We start from the raw sequence: 19,948 nt of genomic DNA, 5'->3' as shown, positions 1-19,948 counted from the left end.
GGGGCCGGCGCCGGCGGGCTGCGGGCGAGCGCGGGCCGCACACGCCGTGGTCGCGTCGCGGCCGGGCGGTGTCGGGGGTCGCGGCTAGCCTGAACCCATGGCCACCCGTCGCGCTCCCGCCGTCGCGCCGTACCGCTGCACCGAGTGCGGCTGGACGACGTCGAAGTGGGCCGGTCGCTGCGGCGAATGCCAGCAGTGGGGCACGGTCGTCGAGGCCGCCGAGCAGACCGGCATCCTGCGCACGATCACCGCCGTCACGCCGACCGCCGATCGCCGCGCGCGGCCGATCACCACGGTCGACAGCCGCGACACCCCGCGCCGCAGCACCGGCGTCGGCGAGTTCGACCGCGTGCTGGGCGGCGGCATCGTGCCTGGGGCGGCCATCCTGCTCTCCGGCGAGCCGGGCGTCGGCAAGTCCACCCTGCTGCTGGAGGTTGCGTCCGCCAGCGCCCGCGCCGGTCGCCGCGTGCTCTACGCGAGCGCCGAGGAGTCGATCGGCCAGGTGCGCCTGCGCGCCGAGCGCACCGGCGCGCTGCATGACGAGCTCTACCTCGCCGCCGAGACCGATCTCGCGACGATCCTCGGCAACATCGACGAGGTGCGCCCCGAGCTGCTCATCGTCGACTCCGTGCAGACCGTCTCGTCGTCGCTGTCGGAGGGCATGGCCGGGCATCCGGGCCAGGTGCGGGAAGTGGCATCCACGCTGATCCGCATCGCGAAGGAGCGCGACCTGCCGGTCATCATCGTCGGCCACGTCACGAAAGACGGCTCGATCGCCGGGCCGCGCATCCTCGAGCACCTCGTCGACGTCGTCTGCCACTTCGAGGGCGACCGACAGACGTCGCTGCGCTTCGTGCGCGCACTGAAGAACCGCTTCGGGGCGACGGACGAGGTCGGATGCTTCGACATGACCGGGTCCGGCATCGCCGAGGTCCCCGATCCCAGCCGGCTCTTCCTCGGCTCGGGCATCTCCGAGCCCGGGACGTGTGTCGCGATCGCCCTCGAGGGCAAGCGGGCGCTGCCGGTCGAGGTACAGGCGCTGACGATCCACTCGACGGCCCCGAACCCGCGGCGCATCGTCAACGGCGTCGACTCCGCCCGCGTGGCGATGGTGCTCGCCGTGCTGGAGAAGAAGGCGGGCGTGAAGACCTCCGACCAGGACGTCTACGTCTCGACCGTCGGCGGCGTGCGCTTCACGGAGCCCGCGGCCGACCTCGCCATCGCCATCGCGGTGGCGGGCGCGCTGCGCAACGAGTCGACGCCCACGCACCTGGCCGCGATCGGCGAGCTGAGCCTCGCCGGCGAGATCCGGCCCGTCACCCAGACCGCGCAGCGGCGCAGCGAGGCCGCGCGGCTGGGATACTCCGAGCTGATCGACGACCGCTCCGCCAAGCTCTCGAGCGCGCTGAACGACGTCCGCACCCGGGCTCGCTCCCGCCCCGGCGACGCCGCCCCGTCCTTCTGACGCCTCGTGCCCCCGCTCGTCGGGTGCCGGAACGCGCCGACCGTCAGGTCTCCAGCGCCGCGATCACGTCGGCGGGCGTTGCCTGCATCGGATGCGGACCGGCGATGTCGAAGAAGACCGTCGTGATCTGGTCGCCGTGCGCGCTGAGGAAGGCCTTCAGCCAGGCCGGACCCTGCAGGGCGACCGCGGGCGGCAGCGTCTCGGGCTTGTGCAGCGCGTCGCTGAACAGCAGCAGCGCGACGTCGCCCGTGCGCGGGTCGCGGTACGTCCACACCTCGCCCGAGTCGAGCGGGTTGTCGCGGTCGCCCTGCTGCATCAGCGGCACCACTGTCGGACCGTGCCGCAGCGCGAAGGCGACCGCCGCCATGTCCTGGGTCTGGAGGGCGTCGGTCAGCGCGGTGTTGCGGAAATCGAGCGGCGCGCCCTTCCCGCCCTTCTTCTTGCCGGAGGCCATCGTTCCAGGGTAGCCGCGCGGGTCAGGCGAGGAATCCGCGCAGCAGTGCCTCGGACCCGGCCAGATGCGCGAGCACGCATGCCTCGGCCGCATCCGCCCGCCCCGACAGGATCGCCGTCACCACCTGCTCGTGCTGCGCGTTGGAGTGCTCGATGTTGCGGGGCAGCAGCGGGAACGTGTCGAGCCAGACGTTCACCTGCGCCCGGTTCTCGGCGATCAGCGGAACGAGCGACGGGATGCCGGCCGCCTCGGCGATCGCGAGATGCAGGAGGGTGTCCGCCCGGCGGTACTCGCCCGCTCCGGCGGCGACCGTCGCCTCGTGACGCGCCCACAGCGCCGCGCGCTCCTCGGCGGAGAAGGTCCGCTCGGCGGCGGCGCGCGCCGCACCGGCCTCCAGGACGCGCCGCAGCCCGAGGATGTCGTCGATCTCGGCCGGCGTCGCGGTCGAGTGCGCGGGCGGCGGCACCGGGTCGGCGACGAAGGTTCCGCCGTATCGTCCGCGCCGGCGCACGAGGTAGCCGGCGTCGGCGAGCTCCTTGATCGCGTCGCGGACGGTGTCGCGGCTCACGGCGAAGCGCGACGCGAGCTCGCGCTCCGGCGGCAGCGACTCGCCCGGCGCCACCACCCCGAGCCGCAGGGTCTGCACGAGGCGGGCGACGGTGTCCTCGAGCGCGTTCCCCTCGCGCACCGGGCGGTAGACCGCCCGGTGCACCTCCTCGAGCGGCGCCTCCGTCACGGCCGGTTCCGGTCCCGCCCCGCGGCGCTCATCAGAGCGGCGTGACGTAGGCGTTGGTGATGCCGCCGTCCACCACGAACGACGAGGCCGTGATGAACGACGCGTCATCGGATGCGAGGAAGGCCACAGCGGCGGCGAGCTCCTCGGGCTCGGCGAACCGGCCCATCGGCACGTGCACGAGACGACGCTGCGCGCGCTCCGGGTCCTTCGCGAAGAGCTCCTGCAGCAGCGGAGTGTTCACCGGCCCCGGGCACAGCGCGTTCACCCGCACCCCCTGGCGGGCGAACTGCACGCCGAGCTCGCGGGTCATGGCGAGCACCCCGCCCTTCGACGCGGTGTAGCTGATCTGCGACGTCGCCGACCCCAGCAGCGCCACGAACGACGCCGTGTTGATGATCGAACCGCGGCCGGCGGGCACCATGTGCCGCAGCGCCGCGCGCGAGCACAGGTAGACGCTCTTGAGGTTCACGTCCTGCACGCGATCCCATGCGGGCAGCTCGGTCGTCTCGATCGAGTCGTCATCGGCGGGCGAGATGCCGGCGTTGTTGAACGCGATGTCCAGGCGGCCGAACTCCTCCGCGACGCCGTCGAAGAGCGCGTCGACGGATGCTTCGTCCGCGACGTTCACGCGACGGTAGACGCCGCCCACCTCGGCCGCAGCCGCCTCGCCCGCCGTGGGATCCACGTCGGCGATGACGACCTTCGCGCCCTCCGCGGCGAAGCGGCGGGCCGTGGCCAGTCCGATGCCGGACCCCCCGCCCGTGATGATCGCGACCCTGTCCTTGAGGCGCTGCGTGAGGTCGATGGTCATGGTGCGATTCCTTCGGTAGAGGGGGGAACGTGAGGAGACAGGGGGATCACGTCGCGAAGAACACGTTCTTCGTCTCGGTGAAGTGCTCGGCCGCGTCCGGGCCGAGCTCGCGTCCGAGTCCCGACGCCTTCATGCCGCCGAACGGCGTCCAGTAGCGCACCGACGCGTGCGAGTTCACCGACAGCACGCCGCTCTTCACCGCCCGCGAGACACGCATCGCGCGTCCGAGGTTCTCCGTCCAGATCGAGCCCGCGAGGCCGTAGACGGTGTCGTTGGCCAGACGGATGCCGTCCGCCTCGTCGTCGAACGGCATGACCGCGACGACCGGCCCGAAGATCTCCTCCTGCGCGATGCGGTCTCGGCGGTCCGCCAGCACGACGGCCGGCGCGAACCAGAACCCGTCGCCCTCCGGCGCCGACCCGCGGAACGCGACGTCGGCGCCGTCGAGGAAGGACGCGACCGAGTCGCGGTGCGACGCGGAGATGAGCGGGCCCATCTGCGTCGACTCCAGGCGGGGATCCCCGACCTGCCACGCCGCGACGGCCGGCTCGAGCAGCTCGAGGAACCGGTCGTAGACCGACCGCTGCACGAGGATGCGGCTGCGGGCACAGCAGTCCTGCCCCGCGTTGTCGAAGACCGATGCCGGCGCCGACTGCGCCGCGAGCTCGAGGTCGGCGTCGTCGAAGACGATGTTCGCGCTCTTCCCGCCGAGCTCCAGCGTCACGGGCTTCAGCCCCTGCGCGCACCCCGCGGCCACCGAGACGCCCACCTCGGTCGAGCCGGTGAAGACGACCTTGCGCACGTCCGGATGCGTGACGAACCGCTCCCCGACGACCGAGCCTGCGCCCGTGACGACGGCGAAGAGCCCCTCCGGCAGCCCCGCCTCGACGGCGAGCTCGCCCAGACGCACCGCCGTGAGCGAGGTGAGCTCTGCGGGCTTCAGCACGACGGCGTTGCCCGCGGCGAGCGCCGGGGCGAAGCCCCACGACGCGATCGTCATCGGGAAGTTCCACGGCACGATGATGCCCACCACGCCGTAGGGCTCATGGAAGGTCACGTCCAGCCCGCCGCTCACGGGGATCTGCTGCCCCGAGAGCCGCTCCGGCGCACCGGCGTAGAAGTTCAGCACCTGGGCGACGTGCGACGCCTCCCAGCGGGCAGACTCGATGGGGTGGCCGGAGTTCCGCACCTCGAGCCGGGCCAGCTCCTCGACATGCTCCTCGACGACCCGCGCGAAGCGGCGCAGGGCATCGGCGCGCGCCAGCGGCGCGAGGTCCGCCCAGGTCCGCTGCACGGCGACGGCCCGTGCGATGACCTCGTCGACCTCCTCGACGGAGGCCCGCGGCACCTCCTGGAACGCCTGGCCGGTCGACGGATCGATCAGCGTGAAGGTGGCGGTCATGCGTGCACTCCTGTCCGGGCGGCCGCGTAGCGCTCCGCTTCGCCGACGAGACCGGCGAACAGCCGCCGGTCCTCGATGTTCTCCTCGGGGTGCCACTGCACGCCGATCAGGTACGACTCCCCCGGGCCCGACTCGAACGCCTGCACGAGGCCGTCGTCGGCGGCGGCGACCGGCACGAGGCCGTCGCCGAGCCGGTCGACGCCCTGGTGGTGGTAGCTGTGCACGGCGAAGGGGCCGGCGCCCAGCATCCCGGCCAGTCGCGAGTCCATGGCGACCTCGACGGTGTTCGTCGCGAAGACGCCGCCGCCGACGCGATAGCGCTCCGTGCCGAGCGCCTCGGGAAGATGCTGGTGCAGCGTGCCGCCCCGCGCGACGTTCACCAGCTGCAGCCCGCGGCAGATGGCGAGCACCGGCAGGCGCCGGGCCTCCGCTCCGCGGTACAGGGCGAGCTCCCACGCGTCGCGATCGGGCCGGGCAGGATCGGTGCGCGGGTCGCGCTCCGCGCCGTACAGCTCCGGCTGCACGTCCATGCCGCCGGTGAGGATGAGCCCGTCGATGCCGTCCAGGACGGCGGATGCCGCGGCATCCACCATCTCGGGATCCGTCGCGTGCTGCGGCGGCAGCAGCACCGCGACGCCGCCGGATGCGGTCACGGAGTCGAAGTACTGCTGAGGCAGGAAGGCGGCGCGGACGTCCCAGACGCCCTGCGTCGCTCGCTCGAGGTAGGTCGTCAGTCCGATGACCGGTGGGCGGTCAGAGACGCTCGAAACCACGCACACGCTCCCAGTCGGTGACGGCGGCGTCGTAGGCCTCGACCTCGATGCGCGCCTGATTCAGGTAGTGCTCGACCATGTCGTCACCGAACGCCGCCCGCGCCACGGAGGACTCGCTGAACAGCTGCGCGGCCTCCCGCAGCGTCGTCGGCAGGTGGTCGACGCCGGCCGCGTAGGCGTTGCCGGCGAGCGGGTCGGGCAGCGGCAGCTCGTTCTCGACGCCGTGCAGGCCGCCGGCGATGATGGCCGCGATGGCGAGGTAGGGGTTCACGTCCCCGCCGGGCACGCGGTTCTCCACGCGCAGCGAACCGCCGTGGCCGACCACGCGCAGCGCGCACGTGCGGTTGTCGATGCCCCACGCGATGCCGGTCGGGGCGAAGGAGCCCTTCGCGAAGCGCTTGTAGGAGTTGATGTTCGGCGCCAGCAGGAGGGTGAACTCGCGCAGCGTCGCGAGGATGCCCGCGATCCAGTGCTCCATGAACGGGCTGAAGCCGTGATCTCCGTCACCGGCCATCACCGCCTCGCCGCCGTCGCCGCGGACCGAGAGGTGGATGTGGCAGCTGTTGCCCTCGCGCTCGTTGAACTTCGCCATGAACGTCAGCGACTTGCCGTGCGTGTCGGCGATCTCCTTCGCACCGTTCTTGTAGATCGCGTGCTGGTCGGCGGTCTCCTGCGCCTCGGCGAAGCGGAACGCGATCTCCTGCTGGCCGAAGTTGCACTCGCCCTTCACGCCCTCGCAGTAGAGGCCTGCGCCCTCCATCCCGTTGCGTATGTCGCGCAGCAGCGGCTCCATGCGGGTGGAGGCGAGGATGTTGTAGTCGACGTTGTAGTCCGTCGCGGGCTGCAGTCCCGTGTAGCCCTTCGCCCAGGCGTCCCGGAAGGAGTCGTCGAACACGATGAACTCGAGCTCCGTGCCGGCGTAGGCCGTGAGGCCCCGGTCGGCCAGGCGCGCACGCTGGCGATCCAGGATGTCGCGGGGCGACTGCACGACGCGGTCGCCGTTCTCCCACTGGAGGTCGGCCATGACCAGCGCGGTCGCGGGGAGCCAGGGGATCCGGCGCAGCGTCGAGAGGTCGGGCGAGAGCACCATGTCGCCGTAGCCGGTCTCCCAGCTGGCCATGGGATATCCGTCGACGGTGTTCATGTCGACGTCCACCGAGAGCAGGTAGTTGCAGGCCTCCGCGCCGTGCCCCAGCACCTCCTCCGCGAAGAAGCGCCCGGCGACCCGCTTGCCGACGAGGCGTCCCTGCGCGTCGGCGAACGCGAGGATCACCGTGTCGACGGCTCCCGATGCGATGTCGGCCTTCAGGTCGGTCACGCTGAGGTTTCCCGGCATGTGCTGCGCCCTCTCGTCGTCGACGCCGGACGCCGTGCGCATCCGTCGAGTGATCGTAACGAGGAACTTACACGCAAAGGTAGACATGGGGTACCAATAGGCATCAGCATGGGGCCACGCGCCGTCGAGCGCGCCACCCGAACCCCCGGAGGATGGATGTCTCACGAGAGCAGCGGCGGCCGGAAGGTCGCCGGCGCGACCTATACGCGCGCCGGACAGGGCTATTTCGAGAAGCGCACGCTGAAGCGCTCGGCCGGGGTCTGGGGATTGTGGGGGCTCGCCGTGGCCGCCGTCATCTCCGGCGACTTCTCCGGGTGGAACTTCGGCATCGGCTTCGCCGGATTCGGGGGCATGCTGATCGCCTTCGCGATCCTCGTGCTCATGTACTACGGCATGATCTTCTCGATCGGCGAGATGGCGGCCGCCATGCCTCACACGGGCGGCGCCTACTCCTTCGCCCGTTCCGCCATGGGACCGTGGGGCGGCCTGATCACCGGCGCCGCCGAGACGATCGAGTACGTCGCGACCACGGCCGTGATCGTCTACTTCTCGGCGAGCTATGCCAACGGCATCCTCGAGTCGCTGCTGGGCATCACCCTGCCCGGATGGGTGCTGTACATCATCCTGTACGGCGTCTTCATCGCCCTGAACTCTGCCGGCGCGAGCATCTCCTTCCGCTTCGCGATCGTCGTGTCGATCATCTCCATCGGCATCCTGCTGGTCTTCACGGGCATGGCGATCTTCTCCCCGGCGCTCGACTGGAGCTCGCTGTGGAACATCGCCCCCGACCCGGGCTGGAACGAGTTCCTCCCCCACGGCGTGCTGCCGATCCTGTTCGCCCTCCCGTTCGCGATGTGGTTCTTCCTCGGCATCGAGGAGCTTCCGCTGGCCGCGGAGGAGGCCCACGACCCGGTCCGCGACATCCCCAAGGCCGGCTTCTGGGCCCGCGGCACCCTCATCGTCACCGGCCTGCTGGTGCTCTTCTTCAACACGGCGCTGATCGGCTCCGAGGCGATGGGCGCGCCCGACCAGGGTGAGCCGCTGCTCAACGGCTTCCGCGCCATGGTCGGCGACCAGGCGGCGGCCGTGCTGGCCCTGTTCGCCCTCATCGGCCTCCTCGCCTCGCTGCAGGGCATCATGTTCGCCTACGGCCGCAACATGTACTCGCTCTCGCGGGCCGGCTACTACCCGCAGTTCCTCTCGCTCACCGGCAAGCGCCAGACACCGTGGGTCGCCCTCATCGTGGGCGCGGTCATCGGCTTCGTCGCGCTGGTGGTGCTGGACGTGCTGGCCACGCTCAACGAGGGCGCCGGGGCGCTCGCCGGCGCGATCGTGCTGAACATCGCCGTGTGGGGCGCCGTCCTGGCCTACCTGCTGCAGATGATCTCGTTCGTCATCCTCCGCAGGAAGTTCCCGAACGCCCACCGCCCGTACCGCAGCCCGTGGGGCGTCCCCGGAGCGGTGCTGGCCGCGGCGATCTCCGCGCTCATCTTCGTCGGGTTCCTGCTGAACCCCACGTTCGGACCCGCCATCATAGCGATCGTCATCGTGTACGTCGTGATCCTGCTGGGCTTCGCCCTGTTCTTCCGGCACCGCCTGGTGCTCTCGCCGGAGGAGGAGTACGCCCTGTCCGGGGGTCAGCACGGCGACCCGCAGGCCGAGGGCTACGACGCGATGGAGAAGGACGTCTTCGGCGAACGCCGCTGACGGATCGCACACGAGGGCCCGCCGGCATCCGTCGGCGGGCCCTCGTCGTCCGCGGCGGCGATGCTCCGAGCGGTCGCGCGAGCATGTGCCGGGAAAGACACAGGGCCCTCTCGATTCCCCCGCTGCGCGGCGGATGATTCGAGAGGGCCCAGGGCTCTCCGCGTGATTCGTACCGGTTCGCTGGGGACGAGGTCCGGAATCGCTACTGGGGGAAGCGACGAGTCATTTGGGAGCTAGCTCAATGCTAAGCGGCCGGTCAAATCTCGTCTGTCCCCTCTTCGGGGGACAAAATCCCGTCGGCCCCTCGGTTTGTGTGGGAGCGGTGTCAGTACAGCAGCATCTGCGCCGGATCGGACGACGCGACGCCGCCGATCTCGACCGACAGGAAGTACGACGCCCCGCCCCCCGGGGCGCGCTGGCGATCCGTCGCATCGCAGGACGAGACCGAGGAGCGCGTGCGGTCCCACACGAGCGGGGTCGCGCTGGAGACGGACTGGCCGGGCGCGATCAGCACGACCATGTCGCTGGGCTCGGTCTGGCAGTCCGTCGAGCGCCACCACACGTCTTCGCCGCTCGTGACGGTGAACTTCTGCGTCGTCGTGCCGACGTTCATCGTGCAGCCGACGGCGCTGTCGTTGGTCAGGGTGATCGACAGCTGCGGGTTCTGGCCGGCCGCGTACGTGTCCTGATCGGTGCGCGCCTGCACGGTCACATCCGCTGCCCGGCACGGCGCGGGTGCCGGAGTGGCCGTGGCCGAGGAGGAAGGGCTCGGAGCCGGTGATGCGGAGGCCGCGGCATCCACGGGCTTCTCCGACGGCGTCGGGGAGGCGACCGGCGCCTCGTCGGGCACGGGCTCCTCGGTCGGTGACGCCGACGGCGAAGCGGATGCCGCGGGCACCGCGGCATCCGTGGGCTGCGCGTTGCCGCGCCAGGGCTGCGCGACGAGCACCCACACCAGCGCGACGGCGGCGAGCACCGCGAGCAGGAGGATGATGCGCCGGCGTCGGTACACCGCCTTCGAGCGTCGCGTGCGGGTGGTCGGAGCAGTCACCCCTCCAGGCTAAGCGGCGGTCCTGCGAGCGCCCGTTCCGGCGCGCCCCGAGGTCAGGGTCGGGGCGCGGAGTCGGCCTGCAGACCCTTGAGCACCATGCGCAGGACGTCCTCGCCGAGCTCGTCGGCGTCGACGGCGCCCCCCGGCCGGTACCACTCGACGAGGGAGTTGATCATGCCGAAGATGAGCCTCGTCGCCACGGCGGCGTCGACGTCGGGGCGCAGCATCCCCTCGTCCTGGGCGACGTGCACGAGGTGCGACACGGCCTGGTCGAACGAGCGCCGACGAGCGAGGGCCGCGCGCTCGACGTCGCTGTTGCCGCGAACGCGCAGCAGCAGGGTGACGTACGGGAGCTTGTCGGTCAGCACGGAGACGGCGCCGCGGACGATGACCCGCAGGCGCTGCGCGGCATCGCCGGCGTCGGACTCGGCGTCGCGCAGCACTGCCTCGAGAGCGTCGAGGGCTTCGTCGAGCGCGACCTGGAGCAGGGCGTCCTTGGACGGGAAGTGGTGGTACAGCGCGGATTTCGTGAGCCCCAGGCGTCCGGTCAGGTCGGCGACCGACGTGGCGTCGAAGCCCTGCTCGTTGAAGAGCGCGACCGCGACGGCGAGCACCTGCGCGCGGTCGTGGCCGGGGCGGCCGCGGCGCGTCGACGCGGGCGCGGAGGTCATGCCCCCAGTGTGGCACCCGCGGGTCCCGCCACCTTGCCGCGCCTCCGCCGGCCTGACATGATTACTGAACGATCGGTCTGCAAAGATGCATGCCATGCAGGGCCGGGAAGGACGGACGATGTCGACGGATGCCGCGCTCCGCATCGACCGGCGGAGCGACCGCGTCGTCGCCACCCTCGATCGCCCCGCGACGCGCAACGCCATCGACCTGGGGATCGTCGACGCGCTCCACGCGCTGTGCGCAGAGCTGGAGGCGGACCCGCGGACCCTGATCCTCACCGGGGCCGGCCGCGTCTTCGCCTCGGGAGCCGACATCCGGCAGCTGCGCGACCGCACCGCGGACGACGCCCGCCGCGGCATCAACACCACGGTGTTCCGTCGCATCCAGGATCTGCCGATGCCCGTGATCGCCGCGATCCAAGGCTACGCGCTGGGCGGCGGCGCCGAGCTCGCGTACGCCGCCGACGTGCGCATCGCCGCACCCGACCTGCGCATCGGAAATCCCGAGACCGGCCTGGGCATCATCGCGGCGGCCGGGGCCACCTGGCTGCTGCCGGAGCTCGTGGGCGCCGCCCGCGCCGCCGACATGCTCCTCACCGGGCGCATCCTCGACGCCGAGGAGGCTCTGGCGTGGGGACTGATCACGGCCGTCCATCCCGCCGATCGGCTCCTCGACGCGGCGCACGCCATCGCCGACCGCATCGCGCGCGCCGACCCCCTCGCCACCCGGCACACCAAGACCGCCCTCCGTGCGCCGGCCGCCGCGCACCCCGACCTCGAGCTCGAGCTCCAGGCCGAGCTGTTCGAGCGGCCCGAGAAGCACGCCCGCATGACCGCCTTCCTCGAACGGACACGCCCGTGACCACGACCGATCCCCCTCGCCCTCCCGCCCGTGTCGGCGTGCTCGGCGGCGGCCGCATGGGGTCCGGCATCGCCCACGCGTTCCTCCTCGCGGGGTCGGACGTCGCGGTGGTCGAGCGCGATGCGGAGGCTGCGGCATCCGCTCGCTCCCGCATCCTCGCGTCGATCGAGCGCTCCGTCGCGAGGGGTGCGACGGATGCCGCTGCCGAGGCGTTCGCGGCCGCGGTGCACGTCGGCACCGACGTCGGCGCCTTCGCCGGTCGAACGCTCGTCGTCGAGGCGCTGCCCGAGGACCGCGTCATCAAGCTCGACGGCCTGCGGCGGGTCGAGGACGTGCTCGACGGCGACGCGGCGCTGGCCACCAACACCTCCTCTATCTCGATCGATGCGCTCGGGCTCGAGCTGCAGCATCCGGAGCGCTTCCTGGGGCTGCACTTCTTCAACCCCGTGCCGGCGTCGCAGCTCGTCGAGGTGGTGGTCGGCACGTCCACCAGGGCCGACCTCGTCGCGCGGGCCGAGGAGTGGGTGGCCGCTCTCGGCAAGCACGCGATCGTGGTGCGCGACACCCCCGGCTTCGCCTCCAGCCGCCTCGGGGTCGCGCTCGGGCTCGAGGCGATCCGGATGCTGGAGGAGGGCATCGCGTCGGCGGCCGACATCGACCGGGCCATGGAGCTCGGCTACCGGCATCCGGTGGGCCCGCTGCGCACGACCGACATCGTCGGACTCGACGTGCGTCTCGGCATCGCGGAGGAGCTCGAGGCGGCCTACGGCGAGCGCTTCGCCGCGCCCGCGCTGCTGCGCCGCATGGTCGCTGAGGGCCGGCTGGGCCGCAAGAGCGGATCCGGCTTCTACGAATGGAGCGAAGAATGACGACCGAGGTGCTGGCCAGCTATCTGCGCGACTCCTGGTGGACTCCGGCCGACCCGGCCGGTGCGGCGGTCGTCGTGGACGCCTCGACGGGAGCGCCGATCACGCGCGTCAGCACCGCCGGCATCGACATGGCCGCCGTGCTCGACCACGCACGGACGGTCGGTCAGCGCACCCTCGGCGCGCTCACCTTCCACCAGCGGGCCGTGCTGCTCAAGCAGATGGCGACCGCGCTGACGGAGCGGAAGGAGGAGCTGTACGAGCTGTCGACGACCGCGGGCTCCACCCGTCGGGACTCCCTGAGCGATGTCGACGGCGGCATCGGCGTGCTCTTCACCTACTCGTCGAAGGGGCGCCGGGAGCTGCCGGACGGCCGCGTCTACCTCGACGGCCCGATCGAGACGCTGTCGAAGGACGGCACGTTCCTCGGTCGCCACGTCTACACGCGCCTCACCGGCGTGGCCGTGCAGATCAACGCCTTCAACTTCCCGATGTGGGGAGCCCTGGAGAAGTTCGCGCCGGCGTTCCTCGCCGGGGTGCCGTCGGTGATCAAGCCCGCGACTCCGACCGGCTACGTCGCGGAGGCGTGGGTGCGGATGCTGGCCGATTCCGGACTGCTGCCCGACGGCGCGCTGCAGCTGGTGAGCGGACCCGTGCCCGGCCTGCTCGAGGCGCTCCGGCTGGGCGATCTCGTCGGCTTCACGGGCAGCGCCGACACGGCACGACGGCTGCGGGCATCGGTGTCGCCCGACGTCCGCTTCACGAGCGAGACCGACTCCATCAACGCGTCGGTGCTCGGCCCCGACGCAGTCGCGGGCACACCCGAGTTCGACGCCTACGTGAAGCAGCTGATGGTCGAGCTCACCACCAAGGCGGGGCAGAAGTGCACGGCCATCCGGCGGGCGATCGTGCCCGCCGCCGAGGCCGATGCGGTCGTCGAGGCCCTCCGCACCCTGCTCGAGGCGCGCACGGTGCTGGGCGATCCGCGGGCGGAGGGCGTCACGATGGGCCCGCTCGTCTCCCGTGGCCAGCGCGACGAGGTGATCCGTCACGTGGGGCTGCTGCAGGATGCCGGGGGTCGCCTGCTCCTCGGAGACCTCGCCGAACCGCAGGTGCGCCGCGCTGACGGCACGACCGGAGCAGCCCCCGGGGGCGCCTTCCTCGCGCCGCTGCTGATCGGCTTCGACGACCCGACCACCGCCGCCGCCCACGACGTCGAGGCCTTCGGCCCCGTCGCCAGCCTCCTCCCCTACGCCACGGTGGCGGAGGCCGCCGACCTCATCACGCGAGGCGGGGGCTCGCTCGTCACGAGCGTCGCCACGGGCGACCCCGCCGTCGCCCTCGAGCTGCTGACGGCCACCGCGGCCTCGAACGGCCGCATGCTCTTCCTCGACCGCGCCGACGCGCGCAGCTCCACCGGTCACGGCGCCCCCGTTCCGCACCTCGTGCACGGCGGTCCCGGACGCGCGGGCGGCGGCGAGGAGCTGGGCGGCATGCGGGCCGTGCTGCACCACATGCAGCGCACGGCCGTGCAGGGCAGCCCCGACATGCTCACGGCCCTCACCGGGGTCTGGCACACGGGCGCCGAGGCGGCGAGCGCCGGCATCCATCCGTTCCGCAAGCCGCTGAGCGACCTGCGCATCGGCGACCGCGTCGACTCGCCCGAGCGGGAGGTCGCCCTCGCCGACATCGAGACCTTCGCCCGGTTCACGGGCGACACCTTCTACGCCCACATGGACGAGACCGCCGCCGCGGCCAACCCCTTCTTCCCCGGGCGCGTGGCGCACGGCTACCTGCTGGTGTCGTGGGCCGCCGGGCTGTTCGTCGACCCCGATCCGGGTCCGGTGCTGGCCAACTACGGGCTCGAGGACCTCCGCTTCGTCACGCCCGTCTCCCCCGGCGACCGCATCCGCGTGACGCTGACGGCCAAGCAGATCACCCCGCGCGAGACCGACGACTACGGCGAGGTGCGCTGGGACGCGCTGATCCGCAACCAGCGCGATGAGACCGTCGCCACCTACGACGTGCTCACCCTCGTCGCGAAGACGTGGGAGGCCGCGGAGCCGGTGCCGGCATGACCGACCCCGACGGGCGTCCACCGGTGCGACCGATGATGCGCCGCGATCGCGCGTCCGCCGCGCTCGGCATGGTCGTGGAGCAGGACCTGCCCGGCGACGCGATCGTGTCGATGCCGATCCGGCCCGACATGACCAACGGCTTCGGACTCACCCACGGCGGCCTGGTGTTCACCCTCGCCGACACGGCGTTCGCGATCGCGTGCAACGAGGACGAGCGGGTGACCGTCGCGGCCGGGGCGGACATCGCGTTCCTCAAGCCGACCACCGCGGGACAGGTGCTCACCGCCCACGCGGTGCGCCGCTTCCGCCGCGGCCGCACCGGCATCTACGACATCACGGTGACCGATGAGACCGGCGAGGTCGTGGCCGAGGTGCGCGGCCGGTCGTTCGCGACCGACAGACCGCAGACCGGCTGACGCGAGCGGGGGCGGATGCCGCGGCATCCGGTCTCTTGTCCCGTCGCAGGCGCGCGTCTAGACTAACTGAACGATCGTTCTGTAAAGGAGTCGACGATGACCTCCCCCACCGAGGACACGCGCGCGCAGGAGCGTTTCGACGCGCTGATCGCCGCCGATTCCCGCATCGAGCCGCGGGATTGGATGCCGGATGCCTACCGCCGCACGCTGGTGCGCCAGATCTCGCAGCACGGCCACTCCGAGATCATCGGCATGCAGCCTGAGGGCAACTGGATCACGCGCGCGCCCAGCCTGAAGCGCAAGGCCATCCTCATGGCGAAGGTGCAGGACGAGGCGGGCCACGGGCTCTACCTCTACTCGGCCGCGCAGACCCTCGGCATCACGCGCGAGGAGATGACGCAGCAGCTCATCGAGGGGCGGGCGAAGTACTCGTCGATCTTCAACTACCCGACGCCGTCGTGGGCCGACATGGGGGCGATCGGCTGGCTCGTCGACGGCGCCGCCATCTGCAACCAGGTGCCCCTGTGCCGGGCGTCGTACGGACCGTACGCCCGCGCGATGGTGCGCATCTGCAAGGAGGAATCCTTCCACCAGCGGCAGGGCTTCGAGATCCTGCTCACCCTCATGCGCGGCACCCGCGCGCAGCAGGCGATGGCGCAGGAGTCCGTGGACCGCTGGTACTGGCCCTCGCTCATGATGTTCGGGCCGCCCGACGAGCACTCCCCGAACTCCGCGCAGTCCACGGCGTGGAAGATCAAGCGCTTCTCGAACGACGAGCTGCGCCAGCGTTTCGTCGGGATGCTGGTGCCGCAGGCCGCCGCGCTCGGCGTCACGCTTCCCGATCCGGAGCTGCGCTGGAACGAGGCCGAGGGCCGGTGGGACATGAGCGAGATCGACTGGACCGAGTTCCGGGAGGTGCTGGCCGGCCGAGGACCGATGAACGCCGAGCGGCTGCGCGCGCGCCGCGCCGCCCACGAGGACGGCGCCTGGGTGCGGGAGGCCGCGGCCGCCTACGCGCAGAAGCGGTCCGCCGCCGAGGCGGTGGCCGCGTGAGCACCTGGCCGCTGTGGGAGGTGTTCGTGCGGGCCGGCCGTGGGCTGAGCCACGTGCACGTCGGGTCGCTGCTCGCCCCAGACGCAGACATGGCCGTCCGCAACGCCCGCGACCTGTACACGCGGCGCGGGGAGGGCGTCTCGATCTGGGTGGTGCCTGCCGACGCGATGACGACGAGCGATCCCGACGAGAAGGACGCGTTCTTCGAGAGCCCCGAGGGCAAGAACTTCCGGCACGCGGTGTACTACACCGCGTCGGAGGGGGTGCCGCACCTGTGAGCAGGGACGGCGTGTCGACGCGGTCCGCTCCGTCGACGACCGAGGGCGCTCCACCCGCCGTGCGCGGGAGCGCGGCGACGGAGACGGCACGCGTCACCGTCGACGCGCTCGACCTCGCCGGGGAGCTCACGGGCGACGCCGACGCCGTCGCCTCGGCCGATGTGGCCGAATACGCGCTGTGGCTGGGGGACGACGCGCTCATCCTCTCGCAGCAGCTGGCGGCCTGGATCGCGCACGCACCGGAGCTGGAGGAGGACGTCGCCCTGGGCAACATCGCCCTCGACCTCCTCGGCCACGCGCGCTCGCTTCTGCGCTACGCCGGGACCGCCGACGGCCGCACCGAGGATGACCTCGCCTACTTCCGCGACGAGTACGAGTTCCGCAGCGCGTGGCTCTTCGAGCAGCCGAACGGAGACTTCGCCCAGACGATCGCACGCCAGCTCGCGGCATCCGTCTACCTCTTCGAGCTCCACCTGCGCCTGCGCGACTCCGCCGATCCGACGCTCGCCGCCGTCGCCGCGAAGGCCGTGAAGGAGGTCGACTACCACCGCGACCACGCCGTGCAGTGGACGCTCCGCCTCGCCGGCGGCACCGATGAGTCGCGGGCGCGCATGCTCCGCGGGATCGAGGCGGTCTGGCCCTACGTCGACGAGCTGTTCCGCGACGAGCCCGTGATCGATCGCCTCGAGGGCGTGGCCGTCCGGCCGTCGAGCCTGCGCGCCCCCTTCGACGCGGTCATCGCCTCCGTCTTCGCCGAGGCGGGGCTGCGGGTCCCCGATGGCTTCGTCTCGTCGGGCGGCGGTCGACGCGGCGCGCACTTCCCGGCGATGGCGTACCTGCTCGCCGAGATGCAGGTGCTGGCCCGCCGGCATCCCGGAGCGACCTGGTGAGCGCGGCCACACGGGAGGACGCCTGGCGCATCGCCGCCACCGTGACCGACCCGGAGGTGCCCGTGCTGACGATCGAAGACCTCGGGGTCCTCCGCGCCGTCGAGGTCGACGGTGACCGCGCGACGGTCACCCTCACCCCGACCTACAGCGGATGCCCGGCTCTGGAGACCATGCGCGACGACGTCATCCTGGCGCTCACCGCCGCGGGCTTCGCGCGGGTGGACGTGCGGACGACCCTCACCCCCGCCTGGACGACGGACTGGATGACGGATGCCGGCAAGCACAAGCTGACCGCCTACGGCATCGCCCCTCCGAGCGGACGATCCTCGCTCGGCGAGGGGCCGCTGCGCGTGCGGATGGCGGTCAAGTGCCCGCGGTGCGCGTCGCTCGACACCCGCGAGGTGGCCCGCTTCGGGTCGACCTCCTGCAAGGCGCTCTACGAGTGCCGCGCGTGCCTCGAGCCCTTCGACTTCTTCAAGGTCATCTGATGGCGACGGCCGAGGCCCCCGCGACGAGCGGGTCGCGGCGACGGGCGCGGTTCCACGAGCTCGAGGTCGCCGACATCCGACCCCTCACCGCGGACAGCGTCGAGGTGTCCTTCGCCGTCCCCGCCGACCTCGTCGCGGACTACGACTACCTGCCCGGGCAGTACGTCGCGCTCCGGACACGGATCGACGAGCGCGAGGTGCGCCGCAGCTACTCGCTGTGCCGCCCGCCCTCGCCCGGGAGGATCAGCGTCGGCATCAAGCGCGATCGCGGCGGGTTCTTCTCCGTCTGGGCGCACGAGAACCTGCGGGTCGGCGACCGGCTCGAGGTGATGAGCCCGGAGGGTCGGTTCACGTCGCGGCTCCCGTCTTTGGACGACGCCCATCTGGCCGGCATCGCCGCGGGGTCGGGCATCACGCCGATGATGTCGCTCGCGGCATCCGTCCTCTCCTCCTCCCCCACCGCCCGCTTCACGCTCGTGTACACGAACCGCGCCACGCAGGACGTGATGTTCCTCGACGACCTCGCCGACCTCAAGGACCGGTATCCCGGCCGGCTCGCCCTGCACCATGTGCTCTCCCGCGAGCAGCGCGGAGCGCCCCTGCTGTCGGGGCGGATCGACGCGGAGAAGCTCGGCACGATCATCGACCGGCTCGTGCCGCCGGCCTCCGTCACGGAATGGTTCCTCTGCGGGCCGTTCGACCTCGTCGCGCTCTGCCGCACGGCGCTGTCCGCGCGGGGCGTGCCCGACGACGACGTGCGGTTCGAGCTCTTCACCGGCGAGGCCGACGGTCCGCGGCCCGCGCATCCGGGGCCGATGGCGGCCGACGCCGGCGACGCGACGGTCTCGATCGAGTTCACGCTCGACGGCCTGTCCTCCACCGTCGAATCGCCGGTCGGGGCGAACGAGGCGATCCTGGATGCCGCCCTCCGCGTGCGCGGCGATGTGCCGTTCGCGTGCGCGGGCGGTGTCTGCGGCACCTGCCGGGCGCGGGTGATCGAGGGCGAGGTGCGGATGACGCAGAACTTCGCGCTCGAGCCCGACGAGATCGAGCGCGGCTACGTGCTCACGTGCCAGTCGCACCCGCAGACCCCGCGGGTGGTCGTGGACTACGACGGCTAGGAGGCCCGCATGATCGACCTGAGCATCGTGGACGAGATCGCCACGGTCGTGCTGAACGCCCCCGATCGTCTGAACGCGCTCGACGAGACCGGCCTCCGCGAGCTCGGCGCCGCCTACGACCGTGCGCAGTCGGCCGGCGTCCGGGCACTCGTGCTGCGCGGCGAGGGACGGGCGTTCTGCGCCGGTCGCGACATCTCCGCGGTCGACCCGGCGACCGACGACGTGCCCGGCTACCTCGACGGGCTGCTCGCGCCGCTGCTGCGACGCATGGCCGCCTTCCCCGCGCCGACCTTCGCCGCCGCGCACGGCGCCTGTCTGGGCGTCGGACTGGGCCTGCTCATCGCCACCGACGTCGTCTACGTCGCCGACACCGCGAAGATCGGGTCGCCGTTCGCCGGCCTCGGAGCGACGCTCGACTCGGGCGGACACGCGCTCTTCGCCGAGCGTCTCGGCGCGCACAAGACCCTCGACCTCATCTACAGCGGACGCCTCATGACCGGCGCGGAGGCCGTGCAGTCCGGCCTCTTCTCCCGCGTGCTCGCCGCGGACGAGGTGCTGCCGGCGATCCAGGATGCCGCGGCCCGGGCCGCCACCGGACCCACGTCCGCGTTCCTCGCGAGCAAGCGTCTCGTCGCGCGCATCCGCGACGAGCGCCTCTCGCTGTGGGACGCCATCGCCGAGGAGAGCGCGGCGCAGACGGCCCTCAGCGCCACGGACGACTACCGCGAGGGCTTCGCCGCGTTCCAGGCGAAGCGCGCGCCGATGTTCCGCGGCCGTTGACCCTGCCCGCGACCCCTCTCCGCCGCGCATCCCTCTCCGCCGCCATCCCTCTCCGCCTCGCGAAACGTCGCAACACGCCGTTCCCGCGCGGAGTGGAACGGCGTGTTGCGACTTCTCGAGGGAAAGACGTGTCGCCCCCGCGCACCTCTCAGCGCGCAGGCGGGAGTGCTAGCGCGCCCAGAGCCGCTTGAGCATGCGGGTGTTGCCGAGCGTGTTCGGCTTGACGTGGGCGAGGTCGAGGAACTCCGCGACGCCCTCGTCCGGGCTGCGCACGAGCTGCGAGTACACATCGGGGTCGACGACCTGCTCGCCGATCGGCGAGAAGCCTCGCCGCGTGAAGAAGTCGACCTCGAAGGTGAGGCAGAACAGGCGCGACAGACCGAGGCGCAGCGCGCGCTCCTCCAGACCGTCGACGAGCGCCCTGCCGACGCCGCGGTGCAGCCAGTCGTCGCCGACGATGAGCGTGCGCACCTCGCCGATGTCCTCCCAGATGACATGGAGGGCGCCGCACCCGATGATCTCGCCGGCCGAGGTCTCCGCGACGAGGAACTCCTGCACGGCCTCGTAGAGCACGACGAGGTCCTTGCCGAGGAGGATCCGCTTCTGCACGAACGGCTCGAGCAGGTCCTGGATCGCGCGCACGTCACCCGTGCGCGCCGGACGGACCTGGAAGGAGCTCATCCCCCCAGCCTAGGCTCGCCCGACCGGCC

Annotated in this window: 21 protein-coding genes; 12 read left to right on the top strand and 9 right to left on the bottom strand. The window is 71.9% G+C overall.

Annotated elements, in window-relative coordinates; translation table 11 throughout:
* Positions 1 to 97: 97 nt before the first annotated feature.
* Positions 98 to 1,465, top strand: a complete 1,368-nt coding sequence (gene radA, locus CVS47_RS01300; RefSeq protein WP_127094463.1) for a DNA repair protein RadA — start codon at positions 98 to 100, stop codon at positions 1,463 to 1,465.
* A 43-nt stretch (positions 1,466 to 1,508) separates the two neighbouring features.
* Here radA and CVS47_RS01295 read toward each other — a convergent pair whose 3' ends face one another.
* The 6 genes from CVS47_RS01295 to CVS47_RS01270 are packed head-to-tail and all read right to left on the bottom strand — an operon-like array spanning position 1,509 to position 6,977.
* The gene (locus CVS47_RS01295; RefSeq protein ID WP_127094462.1) at positions 1,509 to 1,919 is read right to left on the bottom strand and encodes a dehydrogenase; all 411 of its coding nucleotides are present in this window, start codon (positions 1,917 to 1,919) and stop codon (positions 1,509 to 1,511) included.
* A 22-nt stretch (positions 1,920 to 1,941) separates the two neighbouring features.
* A complete protein-coding gene (locus CVS47_RS01290; protein ID WP_241240231.1) occupies positions 1,942 to 2,655 on the bottom strand; it encodes a FadR/GntR family transcriptional regulator in 714 nt (237 codons plus the stop codon).
* Between the two features lie 31 nt (positions 2,656 to 2,686).
* Entirely contained in the window at positions 2,687 to 3,466 is a 780-nt protein-coding gene (locus CVS47_RS01285) for a 3-oxoacyl-ACP reductase (RefSeq protein WP_127094460.1), read from the bottom strand.
* A gap of 46 nt (positions 3,467 to 3,512) precedes the next feature.
* Positions 3,513 to 4,868 (bottom strand): aldehyde dehydrogenase family protein, encoded by a 1,356-nt coding sequence (locus CVS47_RS01280; RefSeq protein ID WP_127094459.1) that lies wholly within the window; start codon positions 4,866 to 4,868, stop codon positions 3,513 to 3,515.
* Positions 4,865 to 5,641: a gamma-glutamyl-gamma-aminobutyrate hydrolase family protein gene (locus CVS47_RS01275; RefSeq protein ID WP_127094458.1), complete on the bottom strand. Its 777-nt coding sequence runs from the start codon at positions 5,639 to 5,641 to the stop codon at positions 4,865 to 4,867. Before CVS47_RS01275 ends, CVS47_RS01280 begins: the two co-directional genes overlap by 4 nt.
* A complete protein-coding gene (locus CVS47_RS01270; protein WP_127097128.1) occupies positions 5,622 to 6,977 on the bottom strand; it encodes a glutamine synthetase family protein in 1,356 nt (451 codons plus the stop codon). Before CVS47_RS01270 ends, CVS47_RS01275 begins: the two co-directional genes overlap by 20 nt.
* 156 nt (positions 6,978 to 7,133) lie before the next feature.
* Here CVS47_RS01270 and CVS47_RS01265 point away from each other — a divergent pair, with 156 nt between their 5' ends.
* Positions 7,134 to 8,684: an amino acid permease gene (locus tag CVS47_RS01265; RefSeq protein ID WP_127094457.1), complete on the top strand. Its 1,551-nt coding sequence runs from the start codon at positions 7,134 to 7,136 to the stop codon at positions 8,682 to 8,684.
* A gap of 325 nt (positions 8,685 to 9,009) precedes the next feature.
* Here CVS47_RS01265 and CVS47_RS01260 read toward each other — a convergent pair whose 3' ends face one another.
* Together CVS47_RS01260 and CVS47_RS01255 are read right to left on the bottom strand one after the other, a co-directional pair.
* Positions 9,010 to 9,735 (bottom strand): hypothetical protein, encoded by a 726-nt coding sequence (locus CVS47_RS01260; RefSeq protein WP_206502706.1) that lies wholly within the window; start codon positions 9,733 to 9,735, stop codon positions 9,010 to 9,012.
* Positions 9,736 to 9,788: 53 nt separating this feature from the next.
* Entirely contained in the window at positions 9,789 to 10,406 is a 618-nt protein-coding gene (locus CVS47_RS01255; protein ID WP_127094456.1) for a TetR/AcrR family transcriptional regulator, read from the bottom strand.
* 118 nt (positions 10,407 to 10,524) lie between these two features.
* Between CVS47_RS01255 and CVS47_RS01250 the strand changes: the two genes are divergently transcribed.
* The 10 genes from CVS47_RS01250 to CVS47_RS01205 all read left to right on the top strand — a co-directional run bounded on the left by CVS47_RS01250 (position 10,525) and on the right by CVS47_RS01205 (position 19,238).
* A complete protein-coding gene (locus CVS47_RS01250; RefSeq protein WP_127094455.1) occupies positions 10,525 to 11,268 on the top strand; it encodes an enoyl-CoA hydratase/isomerase family protein in 744 nt (247 codons plus the stop codon).
* Positions 11,265 to 12,137 carry a 3-hydroxyacyl-CoA dehydrogenase family protein gene (locus CVS47_RS01245; protein WP_277600952.1) on the top strand — a complete coding sequence of 291 codons (873 nt, stop codon included), beginning with the start codon at positions 11,265 to 11,267 and terminating at the stop codon, positions 12,135 to 12,137. Before CVS47_RS01250 ends, CVS47_RS01245 begins: the two co-directional genes overlap by 4 nt.
* The gene (paaZ, locus tag CVS47_RS01240; protein ID WP_127094454.1) at positions 12,134 to 14,212 is read left to right on the top strand and encodes a phenylacetic acid degradation bifunctional protein PaaZ; all 2,079 of its coding nucleotides are present in this window, start codon (positions 12,134 to 12,136) and stop codon (positions 14,210 to 14,212) included. Before CVS47_RS01245 ends, paaZ begins: the two co-directional genes overlap by 4 nt.
* Positions 14,209 to 14,628: a hydroxyphenylacetyl-CoA thioesterase PaaI gene (gene paaI, locus CVS47_RS01235; RefSeq protein WP_127094453.1), complete on the top strand. Its 420-nt coding sequence runs from the start codon at positions 14,209 to 14,211 to the stop codon at positions 14,626 to 14,628. Before paaZ ends, paaI begins: the two co-directional genes overlap by 4 nt.
* 96 nt (positions 14,629 to 14,724) lie before the next feature.
* Positions 14,725 to 15,681 (top strand): 1,2-phenylacetyl-CoA epoxidase subunit PaaA, encoded by a 957-nt coding sequence (paaA, locus tag CVS47_RS01230; RefSeq protein ID WP_127094452.1) that lies wholly within the window; start codon positions 14,725 to 14,727, stop codon positions 15,679 to 15,681.
* On the top strand, positions 15,678 to 15,959 hold the full coding sequence (paaB, locus tag CVS47_RS01225; RefSeq protein ID WP_127094451.1) for a 1,2-phenylacetyl-CoA epoxidase subunit PaaB: 282 nt from the start codon (positions 15,678 to 15,680) through the stop codon (positions 15,957 to 15,959). The genes paaA and paaB overlap by 4 nt, the downstream gene beginning before the upstream one ends.
* 11 nt (positions 15,960 to 15,970) lie before the next feature.
* Complete coding sequence (paaC, locus tag CVS47_RS01220) at positions 15,971 to 16,849, top strand: 1,2-phenylacetyl-CoA epoxidase subunit PaaC (RefSeq protein ID WP_378790474.1); 879 nt, start codon at positions 15,971 to 15,973, stop codon at positions 16,847 to 16,849.
* Positions 16,846 to 17,337 carry a 1,2-phenylacetyl-CoA epoxidase subunit PaaD gene (gene paaD, locus CVS47_RS01215; protein WP_127094449.1) on the top strand — a complete coding sequence of 164 codons (492 nt, stop codon included), beginning with the start codon at positions 16,846 to 16,848 and terminating at the stop codon, positions 17,335 to 17,337. Before paaC ends, paaD begins: the two co-directional genes overlap by 4 nt.
* Complete coding sequence (gene paaE, locus CVS47_RS01210) at positions 17,337 to 18,458, top strand: 1,2-phenylacetyl-CoA epoxidase subunit PaaE (protein ID WP_127094448.1); 1,122 nt, start codon at positions 17,337 to 17,339, stop codon at positions 18,456 to 18,458. The genes paaD and paaE overlap by 1 nt, the downstream gene beginning before the upstream one ends.
* A gap of 9 nt (positions 18,459 to 18,467) precedes the next feature.
* Positions 18,468 to 19,238, top strand: a complete 771-nt coding sequence (locus CVS47_RS01205; protein WP_127094447.1) for an enoyl-CoA hydratase/isomerase family protein — start codon at positions 18,468 to 18,470, stop codon at positions 19,236 to 19,238.
* Between the two features lie 168 nt (positions 19,239 to 19,406).
* Here CVS47_RS01205 and CVS47_RS01200 read toward each other — a convergent pair whose 3' ends face one another.
* Positions 19,407 to 19,919, bottom strand: a complete 513-nt coding sequence (locus tag CVS47_RS01200) for an amino-acid N-acetyltransferase (protein ID WP_127094446.1) — start codon at positions 19,917 to 19,919, stop codon at positions 19,407 to 19,409.
* Positions 19,920 to 19,948: the final 29 nt, after the last annotated feature.

Source organism: Microbacterium lemovicicum (assembly GCF_003991875.1).
Lineage (GTDB): Bacteria > Actinomycetota > Actinomycetes > Actinomycetales > Microbacteriaceae > Microbacterium > Microbacterium lemovicicum.
The sequence above is the reverse complement of the archived record's forward strand: the minus strand, read 5'-3'. Positions and strand labels throughout refer to the sequence as shown.